Origin of the sequence: Pseudomonas sp. UC 17F4, from assembly GCF_900101695.1 — a bacterium.
Classification (GTDB): Bacteria; Pseudomonadota; Gammaproteobacteria; order Pseudomonadales; family Pseudomonadaceae; genus Aquipseudomonas.
This window is the reverse complement of sequence record NZ_FNKV01000001.1, coordinates 2,225,220-2,247,868: the sequence shown is the minus strand read 5'-3', so window position 1 is coordinate 2,247,868 and position 22,649 is coordinate 2,225,220. Positions and strand designations below refer to the sequence as shown.

The 22,649-nt window shown below is 64.3% G+C and carries 18 protein-coding genes; 8 read left to right on the top strand and 10 right to left on the bottom strand.

What is annotated here, in order from left to right:
- Nucleotides 1–153: 153 nt before the first annotated feature.
- Complete coding sequence (gene mtnA, locus BLR26_RS10400) at nucleotides 154–1,230, bottom strand: S-methyl-5-thioribose-1-phosphate isomerase (protein WP_093380413.1); 1,077 nt, start codon at nucleotides 1,228–1,230, stop codon at nucleotides 154–156.
- 108 nt (nucleotides 1,231–1,338) lie between these two features.
- Here mtnA and BLR26_RS10395 point away from each other — a divergent pair, with 108 nt between their 5' ends.
- From BLR26_RS10395 to BLR26_RS10380, 4 genes are all read left to right on the top strand, one after another.
- The gene (locus BLR26_RS10395) at nucleotides 1,339–2,670 is read left to right on the top strand and encodes a TRZ/ATZ family hydrolase (protein WP_093380411.1); all 1,332 of its coding nucleotides are present in this window, start codon (nucleotides 1,339–1,341) and stop codon (nucleotides 2,668–2,670) included.
- Between the two features lie 61 nt (nucleotides 2,671–2,731).
- Nucleotides 2,732–3,430, top strand: a complete 699-nt coding sequence (gene ubiG, locus BLR26_RS10390) for a bifunctional 2-polyprenyl-6-hydroxyphenol methylase/3-demethylubiquinol 3-O-methyltransferase UbiG (RefSeq protein WP_045195398.1) — start codon at nucleotides 2,732–2,734, stop codon at nucleotides 3,428–3,430.
- A gap of 2 nt (nucleotides 3,431–3,432) precedes the next feature.
- Nucleotides 3,433–4,104 (top strand): N-acetylmuramic acid 6-phosphate phosphatase MupP, encoded by a 672-nt coding sequence (gene mupP / locus BLR26_RS10385; RefSeq protein WP_045195400.1) that lies wholly within the window; start codon nucleotides 3,433–3,435, stop codon nucleotides 4,102–4,104.
- 78 nt (nucleotides 4,105–4,182) lie between these two features.
- Nucleotides 4,183–4,923, top strand: a complete 741-nt coding sequence (locus BLR26_RS10380; RefSeq protein ID WP_045195402.1) for a YciK family oxidoreductase — start codon at nucleotides 4,183–4,185, stop codon at nucleotides 4,921–4,923.
- 2 nt (nucleotides 4,924–4,925) lie between these two features.
- Here the strand turns inward: BLR26_RS10380 and BLR26_RS10375 are convergent, their stop codons facing one another.
- The 7 genes from BLR26_RS10375 to BLR26_RS10345 all read right to left on the bottom strand — a co-directional run bounded on the left by BLR26_RS10375 (nucleotide 4,926) and on the right by BLR26_RS10345 (nucleotide 12,667).
- Nucleotides 4,926–5,720 carry an iron-containing redox enzyme family protein gene (locus BLR26_RS10375; protein WP_093380409.1) on the bottom strand — a complete coding sequence of 265 codons (795 nt, stop codon included), beginning with the start codon at nucleotides 5,718–5,720 and terminating at the stop codon, nucleotides 4,926–4,928.
- Between the two features lie 36 nt (nucleotides 5,721–5,756).
- Complete coding sequence (locus tag BLR26_RS10370) at nucleotides 5,757–8,213, bottom strand: EAL domain-containing protein (RefSeq protein ID WP_093380407.1); 2,457 nt, start codon at nucleotides 8,211–8,213, stop codon at nucleotides 5,757–5,759.
- Nucleotides 8,214–8,318: 105 nt separating this feature from the next.
- Entirely contained in the window at nucleotides 8,319–10,151 is a 1,833-nt protein-coding gene (locus tag BLR26_RS10365; RefSeq protein WP_093380404.1) for an ABC transporter ATP-binding protein, read from the bottom strand.
- A complete protein-coding gene (locus BLR26_RS10360) occupies nucleotides 10,144–10,776 on the bottom strand; it encodes a DsbA family protein (protein ID WP_045195409.1) in 633 nt (210 codons plus the stop codon). The genes BLR26_RS10365 and BLR26_RS10360 overlap by 8 nt, the downstream gene beginning before the upstream one ends.
- Before the next feature lie 3 nt (nucleotides 10,777–10,779).
- Nucleotides 10,780–11,718 carry an oxygen-dependent tRNA uridine(34) hydroxylase TrhO gene (locus BLR26_RS10355; RefSeq protein WP_045195410.1) on the bottom strand — a complete coding sequence of 313 codons (939 nt, stop codon included), beginning with the start codon at nucleotides 11,716–11,718 and terminating at the stop codon, nucleotides 10,780–10,782.
- A gap of 109 nt (nucleotides 11,719–11,827) precedes the next feature.
- Nucleotides 11,828–12,127, bottom strand: coding sequence for a BolA family protein (locus BLR26_RS10350; protein ID WP_045195412.1), 300 nt, complete (start codon nucleotides 12,125–12,127; stop codon nucleotides 11,828–11,830).
- A 15-nt stretch (nucleotides 12,128–12,142) separates the two neighbouring features.
- Nucleotides 12,143–12,667 (bottom strand): DUF2059 domain-containing protein, encoded by a 525-nt coding sequence (locus tag BLR26_RS10345; protein ID WP_093380399.1) that lies wholly within the window; start codon nucleotides 12,665–12,667, stop codon nucleotides 12,143–12,145.
- A gap of 156 nt (nucleotides 12,668–12,823) precedes the next feature.
- Here BLR26_RS10345 and BLR26_RS10340 point away from each other — a divergent pair, with 156 nt between their 5' ends.
- The gene (locus tag BLR26_RS10340) at nucleotides 12,824–14,218 is read left to right on the top strand and encodes a class II fumarate hydratase (protein WP_045195415.1); all 1,395 of its coding nucleotides are present in this window, start codon (nucleotides 12,824–12,826) and stop codon (nucleotides 14,216–14,218) included.
- Between the two features lies 1 nt (nucleotide 14,219).
- On the opposite strand, the gene BLR26_RS10335 is transcribed toward BLR26_RS10340, so the two are convergent.
- Both BLR26_RS10335 and pap read right to left on the bottom strand, forming a co-directional pair.
- Complete coding sequence (locus BLR26_RS10335; RefSeq protein WP_093380397.1) at nucleotides 14,220–15,176, bottom strand: DMT family transporter; 957 nt, start codon at nucleotides 15,174–15,176, stop codon at nucleotides 14,220–14,222.
- A gap of 140 nt (nucleotides 15,177–15,316) precedes the next feature.
- Complete coding sequence (pap, locus tag BLR26_RS10330; protein ID WP_045195420.1) at nucleotides 15,317–16,810, bottom strand: polyphosphate:AMP phosphotransferase; 1,494 nt, start codon at nucleotides 16,808–16,810, stop codon at nucleotides 15,317–15,319.
- A 135-nt stretch (nucleotides 16,811–16,945) separates the two neighbouring features.
- Here pap and mnmC point away from each other — a divergent pair, with 135 nt between their 5' ends.
- The 3 genes from mnmC to ngg all read left to right on the top strand — a co-directional run bounded on the left by mnmC (nucleotide 16,946) and on the right by ngg (nucleotide 22,648).
- Nucleotides 16,946–18,961 carry a bifunctional tRNA (5-methylaminomethyl-2-thiouridine)(34)-methyltransferase MnmC2/FAD-dependent 5-carboxymethylaminomethyl-2-thiouridine(34) oxidoreductase MnmC1 gene (gene mnmC / locus BLR26_RS10325; protein ID WP_093380395.1) on the top strand — a complete coding sequence of 672 codons (2,016 nt, stop codon included), beginning with the start codon at nucleotides 16,946–16,948 and terminating at the stop codon, nucleotides 18,959–18,961.
- A 150-nt stretch (nucleotides 18,962–19,111) separates the two neighbouring features.
- Nucleotides 19,112–20,899, top strand: coding sequence for an N-acetylglutaminylglutamine amidotransferase (locus BLR26_RS10320; RefSeq protein WP_093380393.1), 1,788 nt, complete (start codon nucleotides 19,112–19,114; stop codon nucleotides 20,897–20,899).
- A 3-nt stretch (nucleotides 20,900–20,902) separates the two neighbouring features.
- Entirely contained in the window at nucleotides 20,903–22,648 is a 1,746-nt protein-coding gene (gene ngg / locus BLR26_RS10315) for an N-acetylglutaminylglutamine synthetase (RefSeq protein WP_045195425.1), read from the top strand.
- Nucleotide 22,649: the final 1 nt, after the last annotated feature.

Genomic DNA, 22,649 nt, shown 5'->3' with positions numbered 1-22,649 from the left:
CGCAGTAAAGACAGCCCCGCAGGGCGGCCTTGGAAACCGTCGGATGTTACCACAATCGCCCAGAGGGTGGGAGTAGCCTGCGGCACTACTACCCTACTGCTCGTCGATAACGCCCGTTAGCCGCTACAACAGGCCGCAGACGACGGCAAAGACTCAATGCAAACGCTTGCGACACATCAGTTGCGCCATCTTCACCGTGTCCGGGCGCTCGACGATGCCTTTCTCGGTGATGATCACGTCGATCAGGTCGGCCGGAGTTACATCAAAGACCGGATTGAACGCCTCGAAGTCGGCGCCTAGCGACTCGCCGCCGAGCTCCAGCAACTCGCTGGGGCTGCGCTCTTCAAGGAGGATGTCGTCGCCACTTTCAAGGTTCATGTCGATGCTCGAGCTCGGCGCCACGACCATGAAGCGCACGCCGTGGTGCATGGCATTGACCGCCAGCTGGTAGGTGCCGATCTTGCTCGCCACATCGCCATTGGCAGTAATGCGCTCGGCGCCGACGATCACCCAGGTGATGCCCTTGGTTTTCATCAGGTGGGCAGCCGCCGAGTCGGCAGTGATGGTAGCCGGGATACCCTCGCCGGCCAGCTCCCAGGCGCTCAGGCGCGAGCCCTGCAGCCACGGGCGGGTTTCATCGACATAGACGCGCTCGATCATGCCTTCCAGGTAAGCGCCGCGCACCACCCCGAGGGCGGTACCGAAGCCGCCGGTGGCCAGGGCCCCGGTGTTGCCATGGGTGAGAATGGCCTGTTCGTTGCCCTGGTGCTTGCGGATCAGGTCGACGCCCAGCTGGGCCATGGTCAGGTTGGCTTCACGGTCGCTTTCATGAATGGCCACGGCCTCAGCCGCCATGATGGCCTGCACGTCATCGCCATCCTTGAGCCGCAGCAGGCGCTCACGCATGCGGTTCAGGGCCCAGAACAGGTTGGCGGCGGTCGGCCGCGCGTGCACCAGCAGCTCGAAATCCTCTTCTAGGGCCATTTCCCAGTCACCGCCGGCGGCCAGGCGCTGGGCAATCGCCATCGCCAGGCCGTAGGCGGCGCTGATGCCAATGGCCGGGGCGCCGCGCACCACCATTGTGCGGATAGCCTCGGCCACTGCGGCGGCGTCCTTACAGGCCAGCCAGACCTGCGCCGACGGCAACGCGCGCTGGTCGAGCAGATAGAGGGTGCCATCCCGCCAATCGATGGCTTTCACCTTCTCTGCTGCCATTAGTCGATCGCGCATGCCTCACCCCATCATTCGGACATCAAAAGCGGACGATTATAGCGAGCCCCAGGCGCGGACGCTCGGGTATACTTCGCCCTCACCTTCTATCGCCCAGGGAAACCTGACATGCCCAAACCCGCTTTGCCGCTCGACCTGCTGCTCCTGCCTGCCTGGCTGGTGCCGGTCGAGCCTGCCGGGGTGGTTTTGCAGGACCATGCCCTGGGCGTGCGCGACGGGCAGATCGTGTTCATCGGCCCGCGCAGCCAGGCCCAGGCGTTCATCGCGGCGCAAACCCGCGAGCTGCCGGGCTGCCTGCTCAGCCCGGGGCTGGTCAACGCCCACGGCCATGCGGCGATGACCCTGTTTCGCGGCCTGGCCGACGACCTGCCGTTGATGACCTGGCTGCAGGAGCAGATCTGGCCGGCCGAAGAGCGCTGGGTCGACGAAGATTTCGTCCGCGACGGCACCGACCTTGCCATCGCCGAGCAGGTAAAAGGCGGCATCACCTGCTTCAGCGACATGTACTTCTACCCCAAGGTAGCCAGCGAGCGCGTGCACCACAGCGGCATCCGCGCGCAAATCGCCGTGCCCCTGATGGATTTCCCGATCCCTGGTGCGCGCAGCACCGAAGAAGCCCTGCAGCTGGGCATCGAGCTGTTCGGCGACCTGCGCCACCACCCGCGCATCACCGTGGCCCTGGGCCCGCACGCGCCGTACACGGTCAGCGACGCCAACCTGGAAAAGATCCGCGTCATCGCCGAAGAGCTCGACGCGCCGATCCACATGCATATCCATGAAACCGCCCTGGAGGTCGAGCAATCGCTGCACACCCGCGGCGAGCGCCCGCTGGCCCGGCTGGCTCGCCTGGGCCTGCTCGGGCCGCGCCTGCAGGCGGTTCACATGACTCAGGTCAGCGACGAGGATCTGGCCCTGCTGGTAGAAAGCAACACCAGTGTGGTGCACTGCCCGGAGTCCAACCTCAAGCTGGCCAGCGGTTTCTGCCCGGTCGAGCGCTTGTGGCAGGCCGGCGTCAACGTCGCCGTCGGTACCGACGGGGCGGCCAGCAACAATGACCTCGACCTGCTCGGCGAAACCCGTACCGCGGCGCTGCTGGCCAAGGCCGTGGCCGGCTCGGCCAGCGCCCTGGATGCCCACCGGGCGTTGCGCATGGCCACCCTCAACGGCGCCCGGGCACTGGGCCTGGAGGCGATCACCGGTTCGCTGGAAGTGGGCAAGGCCGCCGACCTGGTCGCGTTCGACCTTTCCGGCCTGGCCCAGCAACCGCTGTATGACCCGGTGTCGCAATTGATCTACACCAGCGGCCGGGACTGCGTGAAGCATGTCTGGGTCGCCGGCAAGCCACTGCTTGACGACCGGCGCCTGACCCGCCTGGACGAACAGGCCCTGCACGCCACCGCCTGTGCCTGGGGCCAGCGGATCGGCGCGCGCAACGAATAAACGTCCGGCAGCCAGTGCTGGCGGGCAAAAGCAAATTATCCAAGTTTCAGAGGACTGTTCCATGAGCAACGTCGACCACGCCGAAATCGCCAAGTTCGAAGCCCTGGCCCACCGCTGGTGGGACCGCGAAAGCGAGTTCAAGCCACTGCACGACATCAACCCGCTGCGGGTCAACTGGATCGACGAGCGGGTCAAGCTGGCCGGCAAGAAGGTCCTCGACATCGGCTGTGGCGGCGGCATCCTCAGCGAAGCGATGGCCCTGCGCGGCGCCACTGTGACCGGTATCGACATGGGTGAGGCGCCGCTGGCCGTGGCCCAGCTGCATCAGCTCGAGTCCGGGGTCAACGTCGAGTACCGGCAGATCACTGCCGAGGCCCTGGCCGAAGAGATGCCCGAGCAGTTCGACGTGGTCACCTGCCTTGAAATGCTCGAGCACGTGCCAGACCCTTCCTCAGTAATTCGCGCGTGCTTCCGTATGGTCAAGCCCGGTGGCCAGGTGTTCCTCTCGACCATCAACCGCAACCCCAAGGCCTACCTGTTCGCCATCATCGGCGCCGAATACATCATGAAGCTGCTGCCGCGCGGCACCCATGACTTCAAGAAATTCATCCGCCCGTCCGAGCTCGGCGCCTGGAGCCGCGACGCCGGCCTGACCGTCAAGGACATCACCGGCCTGACCTACAACCCGCTGACCAAGCATTACAAGCTGGCCAACGACGTTGACGTCAACTACATGATCCAGACCCTGCGCGAGGAATAAGCATGCGTTTGCGAGCGGTACTTTTCGACATGGACGGCACCCTGCTCGACACGGCGCCGGACTTCATCGCCATCTGCCAGGCCATGCTCGCCGAGCGCGGCCTGCCGGCAATCGAAGACCAGAAAATTCGCGACGTGGTCTCGGGCGGTGCCAAGGCCATGGTCTCGGTGACCTTCAACCTCGACCCCGAGGACGAAGGCTTCGAGGCCTTGCGCCTGGAATTCCTCGAGCGTTACCAGCAAGGTTGCGCGGTGCATAGCAAGCTCTACGACGGCATGGCCGAACTGCTGGCCGACATCGAGAAAGGCAAGCTGATCTGGGGCGTGGTCACCAACAAGCCGGTGCGCTTCGCCGAGCCAATCATGCAGCGACTGGGTCTGAGCGAGCGTTCGGCGCTGTTGATCTGCCCGGACCACGTGAAGAACAGCAAGCCAGACCCCGAGCCGCTGATCCTGGCCTGCAAGACCCTCAATCTGGACCCGGCCAGCGTGCTGTTCGTCGGCGACGACCTGCGCGACATCGAGTCGGGCCGCGATGCCGGCACCCGTACTGCTGCGGTGCGCTACGGCTATATTCATCCAGATGACAACCCCAACAACTGGGGTGCGGATGTGGTGGTCGACCATCCGCTGGAGCTGCGCAAGGTGCTCGACAACGCGCTTTGCGGCTGCTGATTTCAGACACGCATCGCGGGGCAAGCCCGCTCCCACAGCCCCGCGATGAAGTCACACCCATTTCCAGGAGGTAACCCCATGTTCGATTACTCTGCCCGCCCCGACCTGCTCAAGGGCCGGACCATCCTGGTCACCGGTGCCGGTCGCGGCATCGGTGCGGCCGCGGCCAAGAGCTATGCCGCCCATGGCGCCACCGTCTTGCTGCTGGGCAAGACCGAAGCCAACCTGAGCCAGGTCTACGACGAGATCGAAGCGGCCGGCCACCCCAAGCCTGCGGTCATCCCGTTCAACCTGGAAACCGCCCTGCCGCACCAGTACGACGAACTGGCGGCGATGATCGAAGCCGAGTTCGGGCATATCGACGGCCTGTTGCACAACGCCTCGATCATCGGCCCGCGCACGCCGCTGGAGCAGCTCTCGGGCGACAACTTCATGCGCGTGATGCAGATCAACGTCAATGCCATGTTCATGCTCACCAGCACCCTGCTGCCGCTGCTCAAGCTGTCGGCCGATGCCTCGGTGATCTTCACCTCCAGCAGCGTCGGGCGCAAAGGCCGGGCCTACTGGGGTGCCTATGGAGTGTCGAAGTTCGCCACCGAGGGTCTGATGCAGACCCTCGCCGACGAGCTTGAAGGGGTGGCGCCGGTGCGGGCCAACAGTGTCAACCCGGGCGCCACCCGCACCAGCATGCGCGCCCAGGCCTACCCTGCAGAAACACCGGAAAACAATCCGCTGCCAGAGCAGATCATGCCGGTTTACCTGTACCTGATGGGCCCGGACAGCACCGGCATCAACGGCCAGGCGTTCAACGCCCAGTAAGCTCAGCCCTCGGCCAGCTCCGCCCGGGCCCGGGCGGGCTGCTGGCGCTGTTCCTGTTCTTGTTGCATGCAGCGTTCAAGGAACAGGAACATATAGTCGTAGCTCTTGCAGACGGCCCGGCGCAGTTCGGTTTGCAGCGCCGCCGACGGGTTGTTGCCGGCCAGGGTGCAGACGATCTCCAAAGCCTCCCACGGGTGCGCGTCATCGTACTGGGCGTGCATCTTCAGCCATTTCATGGCGCGCTTGCGACCCTCTTCCGGGAAGCCCTGGGCATAGACACCGGTTGAGCACACCACCGCCGACCACTCGCCGGTTGCGCCTTCGATGGCGTAGTTGGTGGCGGCAATCGCCACTACCAGCGCATCGGTCGCACAGGTGTGCCAGCACCAGTCGCTGAGGGCATTGAGTTCGCTGGGAACTTCCTGCGCCTGCAACTCTTCGAGGCTGACGCCATGGGCCTGGGCCCAGAACCGCCAGTAATCGGCGTGGTTGAGTTCGACACGGATGTTGCGCATCAGCCAGCGCCGCGCCATGTCTTCACCAGGGTGGCGGGCGTACTGGGTCTTGGTGAGGTTCTTGGCCATGTACAGCGAGAACTGCTCGACCACCGGCCAGCCACCAATCAGGTACTGGCGCATGGTCCGGCCACTGAGGCGGCCATCGCGCATGCGTTGATAAAGCTCGTGCTCCACCACCCGACGCTTGCTCTCGCTGCAGTCCTTGATCAACTGCTGGGCCCAAAGCGGGTAACTGCTGGGGTCCATCAATGGACCAGTACGTATGAACGCGTCAATCACTGTCAGCTCCTTGTTCCTTGTGATTATCGGTGGATCTCAGCGAAAGGTCCCCGGCGCCTTGAACAACAGGGGCCTTGCAGCAATCCGTTTGCGCTGCAAGCTGTCACAGGTGAACACCTGTGGCCGCTCGATCAGGTATCCCTGGGCGTAGTCGACGCCAATTTCCTGCAGGGCCTGCTCGATCAACGGGGTTTCGACAAACTCGGCAATGGTGCGTTTGCCCATCACGTGACCGATGTGATTGATCACCTCGACCATGGCCCGGTTGATCGGGTCATCGAGCATGTCCTTGACAAAACTTCCGTCGATTTTCAGAAAGTCTACAGGCAAATGCTTCAAATAAGCGAACGACGACATACCGGCGCAAAAGTCATCCAGCGAGAACCGGCAACCTAGGCCCTTGAGCTCGTTGATAAAGCGAATGGCGCTGCCAAGGTTGGCGATGGCGCTGGTTTCGGTTATTTCGAAACAAATCATGTGCGGCGGGATGGCGAACTCGCTGAACAGCCGTTGCAGGTATTCAAGGAATTTGTCGTCACCAATACTGCTGCCCGACAGGTTGATCGCGCACATGGCCAACGGGCCTTCGCGCTGCTCGTCCAGGCACTGGCGGATGACCTTGAACACACTGCGCACCACCCAGCGGTCCAGCGCAGTCATCAGGCCATAGCGCTCGGCGGCGGGGATGAAGCTGTCGGGCAGAATAATGCGCCCGCTCTCGTCATGCAGGCGCAGCAGAATCTCGATATGCCCGGCGCCCTCATGGGGGCCGAGGGCGGCAATTTCCTGGGCATACAGGCAGAAGCGGTTTTCTTCCAGGGCCACGTGCAGGCGCTGGATCCAGGCCATCTCGCCAAAGCGCATGGACAGCTCGCTGTCGTCGGCGTGGTACACCTGTACGCGGTTGCGGCCCTTCTCCTTGGCCATGTAGCAGGCCATGTCGGCGGCCCGCAGCGAAGCTTCAAGAGTGGTCGGGCCCTGGGCGATATGCACCAGGCCCAGGCTCACGGTGGTCATGAACGGTCGCCCTTTCCAGACGAAATGCAGGCTCTGCACGGCCTGTCGCAGGCTCTCGGCAATCCGCTCGGCCTGCTCCTGTGGGCAGTTTTCGAGGAGGATGCCGAACTCGTCGCCGCCCAGCCGCGCCAGGGTGTCGCCTTCGCGCAGGCCGGCCTGGAGCACCGCACAGATATGGCGCAGCAGTTCATCGCCAGCGGCATGGCCGCAGGTATCGTTGACCAGCTTGAACTGGTCCAGGTCGAGGAACATCAGTGAATGCCGTGCCGGCTTGCGCGCCATGGCGTTGAGCGCCAGCTCCAGGCGATATTCGAACTCGCGACGGTTGGCCAGGCCAGTCAGGGCGTCGTGAGTCGCCTGCCAGGACAGGTTGGCGATGTACTGGCGTTCCTGGGTCATGTCGTGCAGCACCAGGACAATACCGCTGACCTTGCCTTCGGCCATGATCGGCGCGCCCACCAGCGTCACTGACACGGTGCTGCCGTCCAGGCGCTGGATCAGCTTGGTGTGTTCGCTGCCACCCTTGAGGCCACCTTCAAGCACGCGCTCGACCAGGGTCAGGCTGTCTTTTTCGGCGTTCTCGTCGAGCAGGCTGAACAGCGCCGCCAGCGGCAGGCCCTGGGCCTGGGCGGCATGCCAGTGGGTCAACTGCTCGGCGGCCGGGTTCATGTAGGCGATGCAGCCTTCGACATCGGTGGTGATCACGCCATCGCCGATCGATTCGAGGGTGATCTGCGCCCGCTCCTTCTCCACCTCAAGGGCATTGGCAAAGGCCTGGCGCTGGGCCAGCAGCTTGCTCGAGCGCATCCAGGCCAGGGCAATCAGAAACAATGCAGTAGCGAGGTTAGTGACCAGCAGCACCCGCAGCAACATCCGCGAGCCTTCGCCCAGGGCATCGCTGAACGCCCGCGCGGCCGGGGTCACGGCATCGTTGATCGCGGCAATCTGCGCCTTCCAGCCGGCAACGCTGCGGGCGTCGGCCTGGCCGGTGCGAAAACCGCTGTGCATCTGCTCGGCCACTTCGTCCAGCTGGCGCAGAAATCCGTCACCGACTGCCCACAGCTCGATGGCCTTTTGCATATAGCTGACCTGATGAAAGTTCAGGTACAGCCAGATCACGCTGGAAACGTCGTCGGGATGGTTGCCGCCCTGGAGGATGCCACGGCGCGCGGCGTCGATATCCGGGCTCGGCAAGTCGAGGGCTACACGCAGGTCATGGCCGCCCTGGGGCACGGCGATGGCCTTGCGATACTTCTTGAAGACCGCCTCGTCGCGGCTGTCAGCGTATTGATTGAGGTAATAGATGGCGTCTTTCTGGCCCTTGGACCACAGGCTCTCGCCCGCCACATAACCACGCACTGCCGACAGCGCGTACAGGCTGATGCTCCCGAGCAAGGCCTGAAACAGCACCACAGCAACAAATGGCCAGATAATGCCCAACAACTTTGGCGCTTCGAGAGTCCGTTTTCGCTTCATGAGGTCCCTTGCAACAGAGCCGGATGAATCCCACCTACCAAAGCACAGCCTAGGCTATTTGCCATTAATCCTGCAGAGCTTTTCTCACTTGCTAACCAATTTGCCCTAACTCTGTTGCAAATGGCCGTACAGCTTGGCGTACAAGCCACCTTCGGCGATCAATTGCTGGTGATCGCCGTCCTCGGCGACATGGCCGCCGTCAAACACCAGCACCCGGTCGGCCTGCTTCACCGCCGACAGGCGGTGGGCAATGATCAGCGTGGTGCGGGCGCTGAGAAAACGGGTCAGGGCCTGGTGCAGGTTGTATTCGGTGGCCGCATCCAGGGCCGAGGTGGCCTCGTCGAGAATCACCACCTTGGGCTCGGCCAGCACCATCCGCGCAATGGCCAGGCGCTGACGCTGGCCACCGGACAAACGCACCCCGGAGCGACCAACCACGCTGTCCAGGCCTTGCGGCAAGGCGGCGATGGTAGCGTCGAGCTGGGCGATGTTCAGCGCCTGCCAGCAGGCATCATCGCTGCAGTCGCGGCCCATGGTCAGGTTGGCGCGCACCGTGTCGTTGAACAGCGACGGGTGCTGGAGTACCACCGCAACATGCTCGCGCAGGGTTTCCAGGCCGATTTCCTGCAGGGTCGAGCCACCAAAGCGGATGGTCCCGGCCTGGGCGCTGTACAGGCCCAGCAGCAGTTGCACCAGGGTGCTCTTGCCACCGCCACTGGCGCCGACGATGGCGACCTTTTCGCCGGGGGCAATCGACAGGTTGAGCTGGTCGAGCACCGGCTCGTCGTTGTAGGCAAAGCGCAGGCCCTGCACCTCGATGCCGACAGTGTCGCGGCCCTTGAACGGGTCGATGCCACCGGGGTATTGCGGCTCGTCGGCCCGCGCCAGCAGCTCGTTGAGCCGGCTCAGGGCGCCGCCAGCGGCGTAGTAGGCGTATTGCAGGTTGAGCAGTTGCTCGACCGGGCCGATCATGAACCACAGGTAGCTGAACACCGCCAGCATCTGCCCGATCGAGAGGTCGGAGAACAGCACCGTGAGCATCGCCGCGGCGCGGAAAATGTCGATGCCGAACTGGAACAGCAAGCCGCTGGCACGCCCGCTCGCGTCGCTTTTCCACTGCGAGGCGACGGCGTAGTTGCGTACCTCCTGGGCGCGCAGGCCAAGGCGGCCGAGGAAATAGCCCTGGCGGTTGCTGGCACGGATTTCCTGGATCGCGTCGAGGGTCTCGGTCAGCGCCTGGGTGAAGCGCGAGGTGCTGTCGTTCTCAAGCTTCTTCAGGTGCTTGACCCGCTTGCCCAACTGCACCGTGGCGAAGATCACCAAGGGGTTGAACAGCAGGATCAGCAACGCCAGCTTCCAGTGCATCCACATAAGGATGGCGGCGGTGCCGGTCAGGGTCAGCATGGCCACCAGGAAGCGGCTGAGGGTTTCGCCGACGAACTTGTCGAGGGTGTCCAGGTCGGTGACCAGGTGGGTGGTCACGGTACCGCTGCCCAGACTTTCGTATTCACTCAGGGAAATGCGCTTGAGGCGCTCGATCAGGCGAATGCGCAAGCGGTAGACGATGTCTTTGGCAAGGCCGGCGAACAGCTTGGCCTGCACCACGTTGAAGGCCAGGGCGGCGCAGCGCAGGGTCAGGGTGAATACCAGCATCAGGCCGATGTAGCCACCAGCAACCTGCCAGTTGCCGGGCAGGAACTGGTTCATCCATTTGAGCGCGGCATCGCCATGGCCGAGCAGCACTTCGTCAACCAGCAACGGCAGCAGCAAGGGGATCGGCACACTGCACAACGCCGCCAGCACGGCCACGCCGTTGGCGATCCACAGGGCTTTTTTATGGCGCAGGGCCAGGCGGCGGATTTCTGCCCAGCTCAAGCGATCAGCATGCACAGGGCCTGGCCCTGGTACCGGGTCGGGTGAACCCGGCAGGTCAAGCACAGGCGGCCTGCTGCAGCCAGCGGCCGAGCAGCGGCTCAAGCGATTCGAGGGCTTGATAGCCATTGGTCAGCAAGGCCAGCTGGCCATTGCGTTCGGCCAGCAGGGTCGGGAAACCGGCAATGCCCAGGTCCTGGACCCAGGTGAAGTCCGCCGCCGTGGCCGCGCGCTGTTCGGCGCTGGTAAAGGCTTCGGCAAAGGCGGCGCGCTGGTAACCGGCCTGCTCGGCCAGTTCTACCAGCAAGGGCGCACGAGTGACGTCTTCGCCGCGCTGGTAGAAGGCCTGCTGGATCAGCTTGAGCAAGGCACCCACGTATTGCGGGTCAAGGCTACGGGCGGTGACCAGGGCCCGACAGGCAGGCTCGGTGTCGTAGACAAAACCGTCAGGCAGTGCGCCTTCGAATTGAAAATCCTGCCCGGTGGCGTCGTGTACCGCCTGCCAGTGATCAAGGATGTAGCCGCGGGTCGAGGCATCCAGCGCACGGCTGCCGGAACGCAGGCCGCCGAGCACCACCCGGGTCGGCACGCCCGCCGCCTGTGCCTGGGCGATCAGGGCCTCGGCGACCGGGGCAAAGCCCCAGCACCATGAGCACATCGGGTCCATCACATACAGCAGGCGTGCGGACATCAATCAGGCCTCGGCAGCTTTGCGGTAGTTGTGACCGATCGGGTGAGGCTGATTGCGCGCCTTGGCCAGTTCGATCTGCTTCTGCCGGTCAATGGCGCTGCGCCGGGTCTTTTCGCTCAGGCTGTCCCAGCAATGCGGGCAGCTGATGCCTGGCGAGTAGTGCTCGGACGCACGGTCTTCCACGCTGATCGGGGTGCGGCAGGCATGGCACTGGTCGTAATCGCCCTCGGTCAGGTCGTGACGCACGGTGACCCGGTTGTCGAACACGAAGCAGTCGCCCTGCCAGCGGCTTTGATCCTGTGGCACCTCTTCGAGGTATTTGAGGATCCCGCCCTTAAGATGATAGACCTCTTCGAAACCCTCGCCGAGCATATAGCTGGAGGCTTTTTCGCAACGAATGCCGCCGGTGCAGAACATCGCCACTTTCTTGTGCTTGGCCGGGTCGAAGTTGGCCTTGATGTACTCGGGGAACTCGCGGAAGGTGGTGGTCTTGGGGTCGATCGCGCCTTCGAAGGTGCCGATCGCCACTTCGTAGTCGTTGCGGGTGTCGATCAGCAGCACTTCAGGGTCGCTGATCAGCGCGTTCCAGTCCTGGGGCTCGACGTAGGTACCGACCTTGTAGTTCGGGTCAACGCCCGCCACGCCAAGGGTGACGATCTCTTTCTTGAGCTTGACCTTGGTGCGGTAGAACGGCTGTTCGTCGCAGTAGGACTCTTTGTGGTCGATATCCACCAGGCGCGCATCGCTGCGCAGCCAGGCCAGCAGGCCGTCGATGCCTTCACGGGTACCGGAGACGGTGCCGTTGATACCTTCCTCGGCCAGCAACAAGGTGCCCTTGATGCCATTGGCCATCATGCTCTCGAGCAGCGGCTCGCGCAGCTCGAGGTAATCTTTCAGGGTGACGAATTTGTACAGCGCCGCAACGACGATAGCTTGGGACATGCAGTAACTTCTCCAGGTGGTCACCCTCGCAAAGGGCGGACCGGATGCCAAATAAAAACGCGCCGACAAGCGGCGCGTTGATCATTCTAGCAAAAACCTGACGAGGAAATCAGTGCTTGCTGCCACCGGCGCAGGTCGGCGACGCCGGGGCGACACCGATTTTCTGCCATTCCTGCGGCGTATAGGTGTGCAGCGCCAGGGCGTGAAACTCGCTCATCAGCTCACCGAGGGTGGCATACACTTTCTGGTGACGCTTGACGCTGTTCAGCCCCTCGAACTGCTCGCTCACCAGCACCGCCTTGTAATGGGTCTGCTGCCCACGGCTGTGCATGTGGCTTTCATCGAGCACCTGCAAGTGCGTGGGTGCCAGCGCTTGCAGGCGGTGCTCGATCTTTTGCTGCATGGTCATGTCGGGCTCCGCTGCTTACTTCTTGGCTGGCGCGGCGGCCTTGCCGGCGTTCGGGTCGAGTTCCTTGGTCATGTCAGCCAGCAGCTTGTTGACCACCGGTACCGCGCTTTCCAGTTTCTGCTGGGTCAGCTGCGCCGATTGCTGGGTCACCTGCGGCATCTTCTCGAGGACTTTCTTGCCCAGAGGCGACTGGTAGAAGGCGACCAGGTCTTTCAGTTCGCTTTCAGTGAAGGTGGTGGTGTAGAGCTTGACCATGTCCGGCTTGAGCTTGTTCCAGCCGATGGCCTGGTCCAGGGCGGCGTTGGCCTTGGCCTGGTAGCTGTCGAGCACGGATTTCTTCGAGGCTGGGGCCTTGGTCTGTTCGAAACGCTGGGCAAACATCTGCTGCACCTGCATGTAGACCGGAGTACCGAGCTTGTCGGCATGCGCCATCATGAGGAATTTTTCAGCACTGGCGTTGTGGCTGGCGGTATCTGCAAGCACCTGGCCGCTGGCGCAGACCAGCGCTACAGCAGTGCAGAGGGCGCGAAGACGGGTCATCGGAATTCCTTCAATAGACAGAGGAGGTAGTACCCCAGAGTAGAGCATTCTGCGCCGACAGTGGCACAGTGCTCAAGTGGGTCGACGCGCGATGGAACCGCTACGCCAAATAAGGACCTAAACTGCGAATTCAGACCACAAGGGAGTGAGCGCAGCATGAGCCGTATCGAAACTGACAGCCTGGGGCAGGTCGAAGTTCCTGACCAGGCCTACTGGGGTGCCCAGACGCAACGCTCGCTGATCAACTTTGCCATCGGCAAGGAACGCATGCCGCTGGCGGTGTTGCATGCCCTGGCACTGATCAAGAAAGCCGCGGCACGGGTCAACAACCGCAACGGAGACCTCGCGGCGGACATCGCCCGGCTGATCGAACAAGCCGCCGACGAAGTGCTCGACGGGCAACTGGACGACCAGTTTCCGCTCGTCGTCTGGCAGACCGGCAGTGGCACCCAGAGCAACATGAACGTCAACGAAGTGATCGCCGGTCGTGCCAACGAACTGGCCGGCAATGGCCGTGGCGGCAAAACGCCAGTACACCCCAACGATCACGTCAACCGCTCGCAAAGTTCCAACGACTGCTTCCCCACCGCCATGCACATCGCCGCCGCCCAGGCCGTGCAGCACAAGCTGCTGCCGGCGATCACCGAACTGTCGTCGGGGCTGGCGGAACTCTCGGCGCGCCACCAGCACCTGGTGAAAACCGGTCGCACCCATATGATGGACGCCACACCGATCACCTTCGGCCAGGAACTCTCGGCCTATGTCGCCCAGCTCGACTACGCCCAGCGGGCGATCCGTTCGGCCTTGCCGGCGGTGTGCGAGCTGGCCCAGGGCGGCACCGCCGTCGGCACCGGGCTGAACGCCCCGCACGGCTTTGCCGAAGCCATCGCCGCCGAGCTCGCCGCGCTTTCCGGCCTGCCGTTTGTTACCGCACCGAACAAGTTCGCCGCCCTGGCCGGGCATGAACCGCTGACCACCCTCGCCGGCGGCCTGAAAACCCTCGCCGTGGCCCTGATGAAACTGGCCAACGACCTGCGCCTGCTCGGCTCCGGGCCGCGCGGCGGGATTGCCGAAGTACGCCTGCCGGCCAACGAACCGGGCAGCTCGATCATGCCCGGCAAGGTCAACCCGACCCAGTGCGAGGCCCTGTCGATGCTGGCCTGCCAGGTGCTGGGAAACGACACCGCGATCGGCTTTGCGGCAAGCCAGGGGCACTTGCAGTTGAACGTGTTCAAGCCGGTGATCATCCACAACCTGCTGCAGTCCATCGAACTGCTGGCCGACGGTTGCAGCAACTTCCAGCAGCACTGCATTGCCGGGATCGAACCGGATCCCGAACAGATGGCCGCGCACCTGGAGCGCGGGCTGATGCTGGTGACCGCGCTCAACCCGCACATTGGCTACGACAAGGCGGCAGAAATCGCCAAGAAGGCCTACAGCGAAGGCACCACCCTGCGCGAGGCGGCGCTGAGCCTGGGTTACCTGAGCAACGAGCAGTTCGACCAGTGGGTGCGCCCGGAAAAAATGCTCGAACCGGGCGCCAAGGGCTGAATCACCGGGCCAGGCGAACGCGCCTGGCCCGCCAGCCGGCCATGATCGAGGGGCCCAGGGCGGTCAGCGCCGAGCCCAGCACCACCACCAGCGCACCGATGTAGCCCAGGGTGTTGATCTGCTCGGCGTGGACAAAGTCGGGCCAGAACCAGGCTGCCAGGGCCACCGCCACAAAGGTGATCAGCGGCGTCACCGCCAGGGTCGCACTGACCTTGGAGGCTTCCCAGTGCGCCAGGGCTTCGGCAAACGCGCCGTAGGCCACCAGGGTGTTCAAACAGCAGGCAAGCAGCAGCCAGCCTTGCAGCGGGCTCAATTGCAGCGCCTCCAACGGATGCACCCAAGGGGTCAGCAAGGCTGCGCAAAACAGGTAGATCACCATCATCACCTGCATCGAGTTCCATACCGTCAGCAGCTGCTTCTGGCTCAGGGCATAGAACACCCAGATAGAGGTCGCCAGGAGGATGGTCAGCACGCCGGTGGTGTAGACGCTCAGGGAGGTGAGCAGCTCATCCAGGCGTTGATTGAAGAACAGGCCAAAGCCCAGCAGCAGGATCACCAGGCCCATGCCCTGCCCCAGGCTAAAGCGTTCCTTGAACAGGAACACGCTGGCCACCAGCAACAGCACCGGGCCCATCTGCACCACCAGCTGGGCGGTGCCGGGGCTGAGCAGCTTGAGCCCGACCAGGTACAGCACATAGTTGCCCACCAGGCCGCAGGTAGCCAGCAACACCAGGCCCCAGCCCTTGCGCCCGAGGCCATTGAACGAGGGCAGGCGCTTGCTTGCCGCCAGCCAGGCCAGCAACAGGCCGCCGGACACCAGCAGGCGAAACCAGGTCACGGTGATCGGGTCCATCACCTGCAGCACCTGTTTGAGCTTGATCGGCAGGATGCCCCAGAGCACGGCGGTCAGCAGCGACAAGGACAGACCGTAGACCCAGCGTCCGGAAGAAATATGCATAACCAGCCTCGATAGCCCTTTGGTGGGGGGAAACTGGATTCTACGGGCTGGGTTGGTGGCGAGACAGGCAAGAATGCGGAAAAGAATTCAGTACTTCATTCCCTGAGCTCCTGCTGGGGCTGCTTTCGCAGCCCCCGCTATCATTTCTTGTGCTTCTTGAACGCCGCCTCCAGCGCCTGGTTGATGGTGCGCAACACCTTGACCCGCGCCCAGCGCTTGTCATTGGCCTCGACCAGGGTCCAGGGCGCAATCTCGGTGCTGGTACGGTCGACCATGTCGCCCACAGCCTCCGCGTACTGCCCCCACTTCTCGCGGTTGCGCCAGTCTTCCTCGGTGATCTTGAAGCGCTTGAACGGGATCTGCTCGCGCTCCTGAAAGCGCTCGAGCTGGGTCTGTTCGTCAATCGACAGCCAGAACTTCACCACCACCACGCCAGCATTACTCAGTTGTTCTTCGAAGTCGTTGATCTCGCCATAGGCGCGCATCCAGTCGGCCTGGCTGCAAAAGCCTTCGATCCGCTCGACCAGTACCCGGCCATACCAGGAACGGTCGAACACGGTGAACTTGCCACGCGCCGGAATGTGCCGCCAAAAGCGCCACAGGTACGGCTGCGCGCGCTCTTCTTCGGTGGGCGCGGCGATCGGCACGATGCGGTACTGGCGCGGGTCGAGGGCTGCCGCCACCCGGCGAATGGCACCGCCCTTGCCTGCCGCATCGTTGCCTTCGAACACGGCAATCAGGGCGTGGCGGCGCATGCGCTTGTCACGCAGCAGGCCGGCCAGGCGCGCCTGTTCGGTAATCAGTTGTTCCTGGTAGTCGTCCTTGTCCAGGCGCAGGCTCAGGTCGAGGCTGCCGAGCAGGCTACGCTGGTCGATGCTTTCACCCAGCGGCGCGATGTTGGCCTGGTGGATCGGCCCGTGATCGGACTTGAGCGCGGCCTGCAGCCCTTCGAGCAGAATCTTGCCCACAGCCAGGCTGCGGTAATGCGGATCGACGCCCTCGATCACATGCCAGGGCGCGTAGTCGCGGCTGGTCTGGCGCAGCACCCGCTCGCCAAAGCGCACGAAACGGTCGTAGGTTTCGGACTGCTGCCAGTCCAGCGGGCTGATCCGCCAGCTGTGCAGCGGATCGTCCTTGAGCGCCTTGAGGCGGGCTTTCATCTGCTTCTTGGACAGGTGAAACCAGAACTTGAAGATCAGCGCGCCTTCATCGCAGAGCATCTCTTCGAGGCGCTCGGCGCCGCGGATGGCCTGGTCGAGCACGGCATCCTTGAACTGGCCATGCACGCGGCCCTGGAGCATCTGGCTGTACCAATTGCCAAAAAATACGCCCATCCGCCCCTTGGCCGGCAGTGCCCGCCAGTAGCGCCAGGCCGGTGGACGGGCGAGTTCTTCGTCGGTTTGCTGGTCGAAGGTGCGCACCTCGATCAGGCGCGGGTCCATCCATTCGTTGAGCAGCTTGACCGTCTCGCCCTTGCCGGCACCTTCGATGCCGTTGATCAGTACGATCACCGGGAAACGCGCCTGCTGCTTGAGCTCGAACTGCGCCTCCAGCAACGCTTCACGCAGCGCCGGGACCTCGGCGTCATAGGTGTCTTTGTCGATGGCGTGACCAATTTCAGCGGATTCGAACATACCAGGCTCCCTACTTGGATAAGCAAGACTAGCGGATTGTCGAAACCTTTGTCGGCACAAAACAAAGCCTGCCACAGGTCAAACAGCCTGGCGCCGATCAGCTAAAATGGCCCTCTTGCCAATGCTGAGCCGAACATGACCGAAGTAACCCAATACGCCCAGATCGACTGGGACGACCAGGGCCGACCGCACTCGCGCCAATACGACGACATCTATTTCTCCAAGGAGCAGAGCCTGGAGGAAACCCGTCACGTGTTCATCGACCAGAACGACTTGCGCCAGCGTTTCAGCGCAATGCAGCCGGGCCAGTGCCTGGTGATCGGCGAAACCGGCTTCGGCACCGGCCTGAACTTCTTCTGCGCCTGGCAGCTGTTTGCCGAGTGCGCCCCGGCTGATGCGCGGCTGCACTTCATCAGCGTCGAAAAATACCCCCTGACCCGCGCCGACCTCAGTCGCGCCCTGGCCCTGTGGCCGCAGCTGGCGCCGTTCAGCAGCCAGTTGCTGAGCCAGTACGTGGCAGTGCACGAAGGCTTCCAGCCGTTCGCGTTCGAGCAGGGCCGGGTGCGCCTGACCCTGATGATCGGCGACGTGCTGGAGCAACTGCCGCAGCTCGATGCACAGGTGGATGCCTGGTTCCTCGACGGCTTTGCCCCGGCCAAAAACCCGGAAATGTGGACCCCGGAGCTGTTCGCCGAGATCGGCCGGCTGTCAGCGCCCGGCACCACCCTCGGCACCTTCACCAGCACCGGCTGGGTGCGCCGCGGCCTGATCGCCGTAGGCTTTAGCATGAAGCGCATTCCCGGCATCGGCAAGAAATGGGAAGTGCTGCGCGGCACCTTCAATGGCTGGCCGGCCGAGCAGCCGCAACCGGCCGCCAGCGCGCCGTGGTTTGCCCGGCCGCCTGCCCTGCGCGGCCCACGCCAGGCGCTGGTGATCGGCGCTGGCCTTGCCGGGTGCGCCAGCGCCGCCAGCCTGGCCGCCCGCGGCTGGCAGGTAAAGGTGCTGGAGCGCCATGCGACGCCAGCAGCAGAAGCTTCGGGCAACCCGCAAGGGGTGCTGTACCTGAAGCTGTCTGCACACGGCACGGCGTTGTCGCGCCTGATCCTCAGCGGTTTCGGCTACACCCGGCGGCTGCTCGAACGCCTGCAGCGCGGCCAGGACTGGGATGGCTGCGGGGTGCTGCAGCTGGCCTTCGACGCCAAGGAAGACCAGCGCCAGCAGCAACTGGCCGCAGCCTTCAACCCGCAATTGCTGCAACGCCTGGACCGTGAGCAGGCTGAACAACTGGCCGGGGTTGCCCTGGACAGCGGCGGGCTGTTCTACCCTGAAGGCGGCTGGGTGCATCCGCCGGCGCTGTGCCAGGCGCAACTGCAGCACCCGAACATCACCCTGCTGACCCATCATCAGGTACTGCAACTGCGTAAGGTCGACGGCCTCTGGCAAGCCTGGGAAAGCGACAAACTGCTGGCCAGCGCGCCGCTGGTGGTGTTGGCGACCGCCGCCGAAATCCACAACTTCGAGCCTTGCGCCGGGTTGCCGCTCAAGCGCATTCGCGGGCAGGTCACCCGCCTGCCCGTGACAGCGCAAAGCCAGGCATTGACCACGGTGGTGTGCGCCGACGGCTATGTCGCGCCGCCGCGCAATGGCGAGCACACCCTCGGCGCCAGCTTCGACTTTCACAGCACCGACCTCACGCCCACCCCCGGCGAGCACGTCGGCAACCTTGGCCTGCTTGAGGCGATCTCCAGCGACCTGGCCCAGCGCCTGGGCGCCCACAGTCTCGACCCGCATACGCTGCAGGGCCGCGCCGCGTTTCGCTGCACCAGCCCCGACTACCTGCCGATTGTCGGCCCGCTGGCCGAACAGGCGCAGTTCAACCAGGACTACGCCGTGCTGGCCCGCGATGCCCGGCAAATTCCCGCCACCCCCTGCCCCTGGCTAGAAGGCCTGTTCATCAACAGCGGCCATGGCTCGCGGGGGCTGATCACCGCGCCACTGGCGGGCGAAATGATCGCCGCCTGGGCCGACAACGCACCGCTGCCGGTGCCCCGCGCCGTGGCCGAAGCCTGCCACCCGAATCGCTTCATGTTGCGTGAATTGATCAGGAATAAAAAAGCAGCGACAAGCGCCAAGCCACACACTAAAAGCTGATTGACCCGGCGTGCTCTTGCAGCTTGAAGCTTGTCGCTTGCAGCTACCGCTTATAACCGATTGATCTAAAACTCTCGCTATCCGCACCGGTCAGTTTCCATGTGCCCGGGTTTCGGGCACCTTCCCCAACGGCAAAACCGGTAAGGACTTATGTGCGGATTAGCTGGAGAGTTTCGTTTCACCCCTGTTGCCCACCCACCACGCCCGGCGGACCTCGCCGCGGTCGAGCGGATCACCCATCACCTGGCACCTCGCGGCCCTGACGCCTGGGGTTTCCATAGCCAGGGGCCGATTGCCCTGGGCCATCGCCGGCTGAAAATCATGGACCTGTCCGACGGCTCGGCGCAGCCCATGGTCGATAACCAGTTGGGCCTGTCGCTGGCCTTCAACGGCGCCATCTACAACTTCCCCGAGCTGCGCAGCGAGCTGGAAAGCCTCGGCTATGCCTTCTACTCGGATGGCGACACCGAGGTGCTGCTCAAGGGCTATCACGCCTGGGGCGCCGACTTGCTGCCGCGCCTGAACGGCATGTTCGCCCTGGCGATCTGGGAACGTGACAGCCAGCAACTGTTCCTCGCCCGCGACCGCCTCGGGGTCAAGCCGCTGTACCTGTCGCGCACCGGCGAACGCCTGCGCTTCGCTTCGAGCCTGCCGGCGCTGCTCAAGGGCGGCGACATCAACCCGGTGCTCGACCCAGTGGCGCTCAACCACTACCTGAACTTCCACGCCGTGGTGCCAGCGCCACGCACCCTGCTGGCCAATATCGAGAAACTGCCACCGGCCAGCTGGATGCGCATCGATGCCCAGGGCCGCTGCGAGCAGCAAGTCTGGTGGCACCTACACTATGGCCCGCGCACCGACGAACAGGACCTGAGCCTAGAAGACTGGCGCGACCGCGTCCTCGACAGCACCCGCGAGGCGGTGGCGATTCGTCAACGCGCTGCGGTGGATGTCGGTGTGTTGCTGTCCGGCGGTGTCGACTCGAGCCTGCTCGTCGGCCTGCTGCGCGAGGTCGGTGTCGATGACCTGTCGACCTTCTCCATCGGCTTCGAGGATGCCGGCGGCGAGCGCGGCGACGAGTTCCAGTACTCCGACCTGATCGCCCGCCACTACGGTACCCGCCATCATCAATTGCGCATCGATGAGCGGGAGACCATCGAGCAGTTGCCCGCGGCCTTTCGCGCCATGAGCGAGCCGATGGTCAGCCATGACTGCATTGCCTTCTACCTGCTGTCGCGGGAAGTGGCCAGGCACTGCAAGGTGGTGCAAAGCGGCCAGGGCGCCGACGAGCTGTTCGCCGGTTACCACTGGTACCCGCAGGTGGACGGCGCGCGCGATCCGTTCGCAGCCTACCGCGAGGCGTTCTTCGACCGCAGCTACGACGACTATGCCGCCACCGTGCAAGCGCCTTGGCTGCTCGATCACGACGCCGCCGGCGACTTTGTCCGCCAGCACTTCGCCCAGCCCGGCGCCAGCGATGCGGTGGATAAAGCCCTGCGCCTGGACAGCACGGTGATGCTGGTCGACGACCCGGTCAAACGGGTCGACAACATGACCATGGCCTGGGGCCTGGAAGCGCGCACGCCGTTCCTCGACTATCGCCTGGTCGAGCTCTCGGCGCGCATCCCGGCGCGCTTCAAGCTGCCCGACGGTGGCAAGCAGGTGCTCAAGGAAGCCGCGCGGCTGGTCATCCCCAGTGAAGTCATCGACCGCAAGAAGGGCTACTTCCCGGTACCGGGGCTCAAGCACCTGCAGGGCGCAACCCTGGACTGGGTGCGTGAGTTGCTGCTTGACCCCAGCCAGGACCGCGGCCTGTTCAACCCCGCCGCCCTCGACCGCCTGCTCAGCGATCCCCACGGCCAGCTGACGCCGCTGCGCGGCTCCAAGCTCTGGCAACTGGCTGCCTTGAACCTGTGGCTCAGCGAACAAGGAATCTGATCGATGAAAGCCCATGCCTCACCTTACGGCCAGCGCCTGCTGCGCGGCCAGGTGCCGTCCTATGAGCGACTGCAGGCGCAACTGGCCGGCGATGGCAGCCAGCCCCACGACCAGCCGCGTTCGCTGCACTGCGGCTGGGGGCGGCTGCTGATCGGCCACACCTACCCCGACCCGGCCAGCCTGGCCAGCGCCCTGCTCGACGAACGCCCCGGCGAGCGCGACATTGCCCTGTACGTAGCGGCGCCGCAGCAGGTGCTGGCCCAGGCCCCGCAGCAATTGTTCCTCGACCCGTCCGACACCCTGCGCCTGTGGTTCAGCGACTACCGCCCGGCGCAACGGGTGTTTCGCGGTTTTCGTATCCGCCGGGCGCAGAGCGACAGCGACTGGCAGGCGATCAACGCCCTGTACCAGGCCCGCGGCATGCTGCCGATCGACCCCGAGTTGCTGACCCCGCGCCATCAGGGCGGGCCGGTGTACTGGCTGGCCGAAGACGAAGACAGCGGCGCGATCATCGGCAGCGTCATGGGCCTGAATCATCACAAGGCCTTTGCCGACCCGGAACACGGCAGCAGCCTCTGGTGCCTGGCGGTGGACCCACAGTGCACCCGCCCGGGTGTCGGCGAAGTGCTGGTGCGGCATTTGATCGAGCACTTCATGAGCCGCGGCCTGACCTGCCTCGACCTCTCGGTGCTGCACGACAACCGCCAGGCCAAACGCCTGTACGCCAAGCTGGGGTTTCGCAACCTGCCGACCTTCGCGGTCAAGCGCAAGAACGGCATCAACCAGCCGCTGTTCCTCGGCCCAGGCCCTGAAACCGGGCTCAACCCCTATGCGCGGATCATCGTCGAGGAGGCGTACCGGCGCGGTATCGAGGTGCAGGTCGACGATGCCGATGGCGGCCTGTTCACCCTTATCCATGGTGGTCGGCGGGTACGTTGCCGCGAGTCGCTGAGCGACCTGACCACGGCGGTGAGCATGACCCTGTGCCAGGACAAAAGCCTGACCCACAAGGTACTGAGCGCCGCAGGCTTGCAGGTGCCGGCGCAGCAACTGGCCGGCAATGCCGATGACAACCTGGCCTTCCTCGAAGACCACGGCGCGGTGGTGGTCAAGCCGCTGGACGGTGAGCAAGGCAACGGCGTGGCGGTAAACCTCAGCACCCTCGATGAAATCAGTGCAGCGGTAGAAAGCGCCCGGCGCTTCGACAGCCGCGTGCTGCTGGAAAGCTTTCATGCCGGCCTTGACCTGCGCATCGTGGTCATCGGTTTCGACGTGGTCGCCGCCGCCATCCGCCACCCGGCGCAGATTGTCGGCGACGGCCAGCACGCCGTCGGCGCCCTGATCGAAGCCCAGAGCCGTCGGCGTCAGGCGGCAACGGGCGGTGAAAGCCGCATCCCCCTGGACCACGAAACCCAGCGCACCCTGCACGCTGCCGGGGTCGATTACGACAGCGTACTGCCTGCCGGCCAGCGCCTGGCTGTGCGCGGCACCGCCAACCTGCACACCGGCGGCTGCCTGGAGGACGTCACCGAGCGCCTGCACCCGGTGCTGGTCGACGCTGCCATCCGCGCCGCCCGCGCCCTGGACATCCCGGTGGTGGGCCTGGACCTGATGGTCAAGGCCGCCGACCAGCCCGACTACGTGTTCATCGAAGCCAATGAACGCGTCGGCCTGGCCAACCATGAACCGCAACCGACTGCCGAGCGCTTCGTCGACCTGTTGTTCCCCCACAGTCGACCCGCGCCATGAG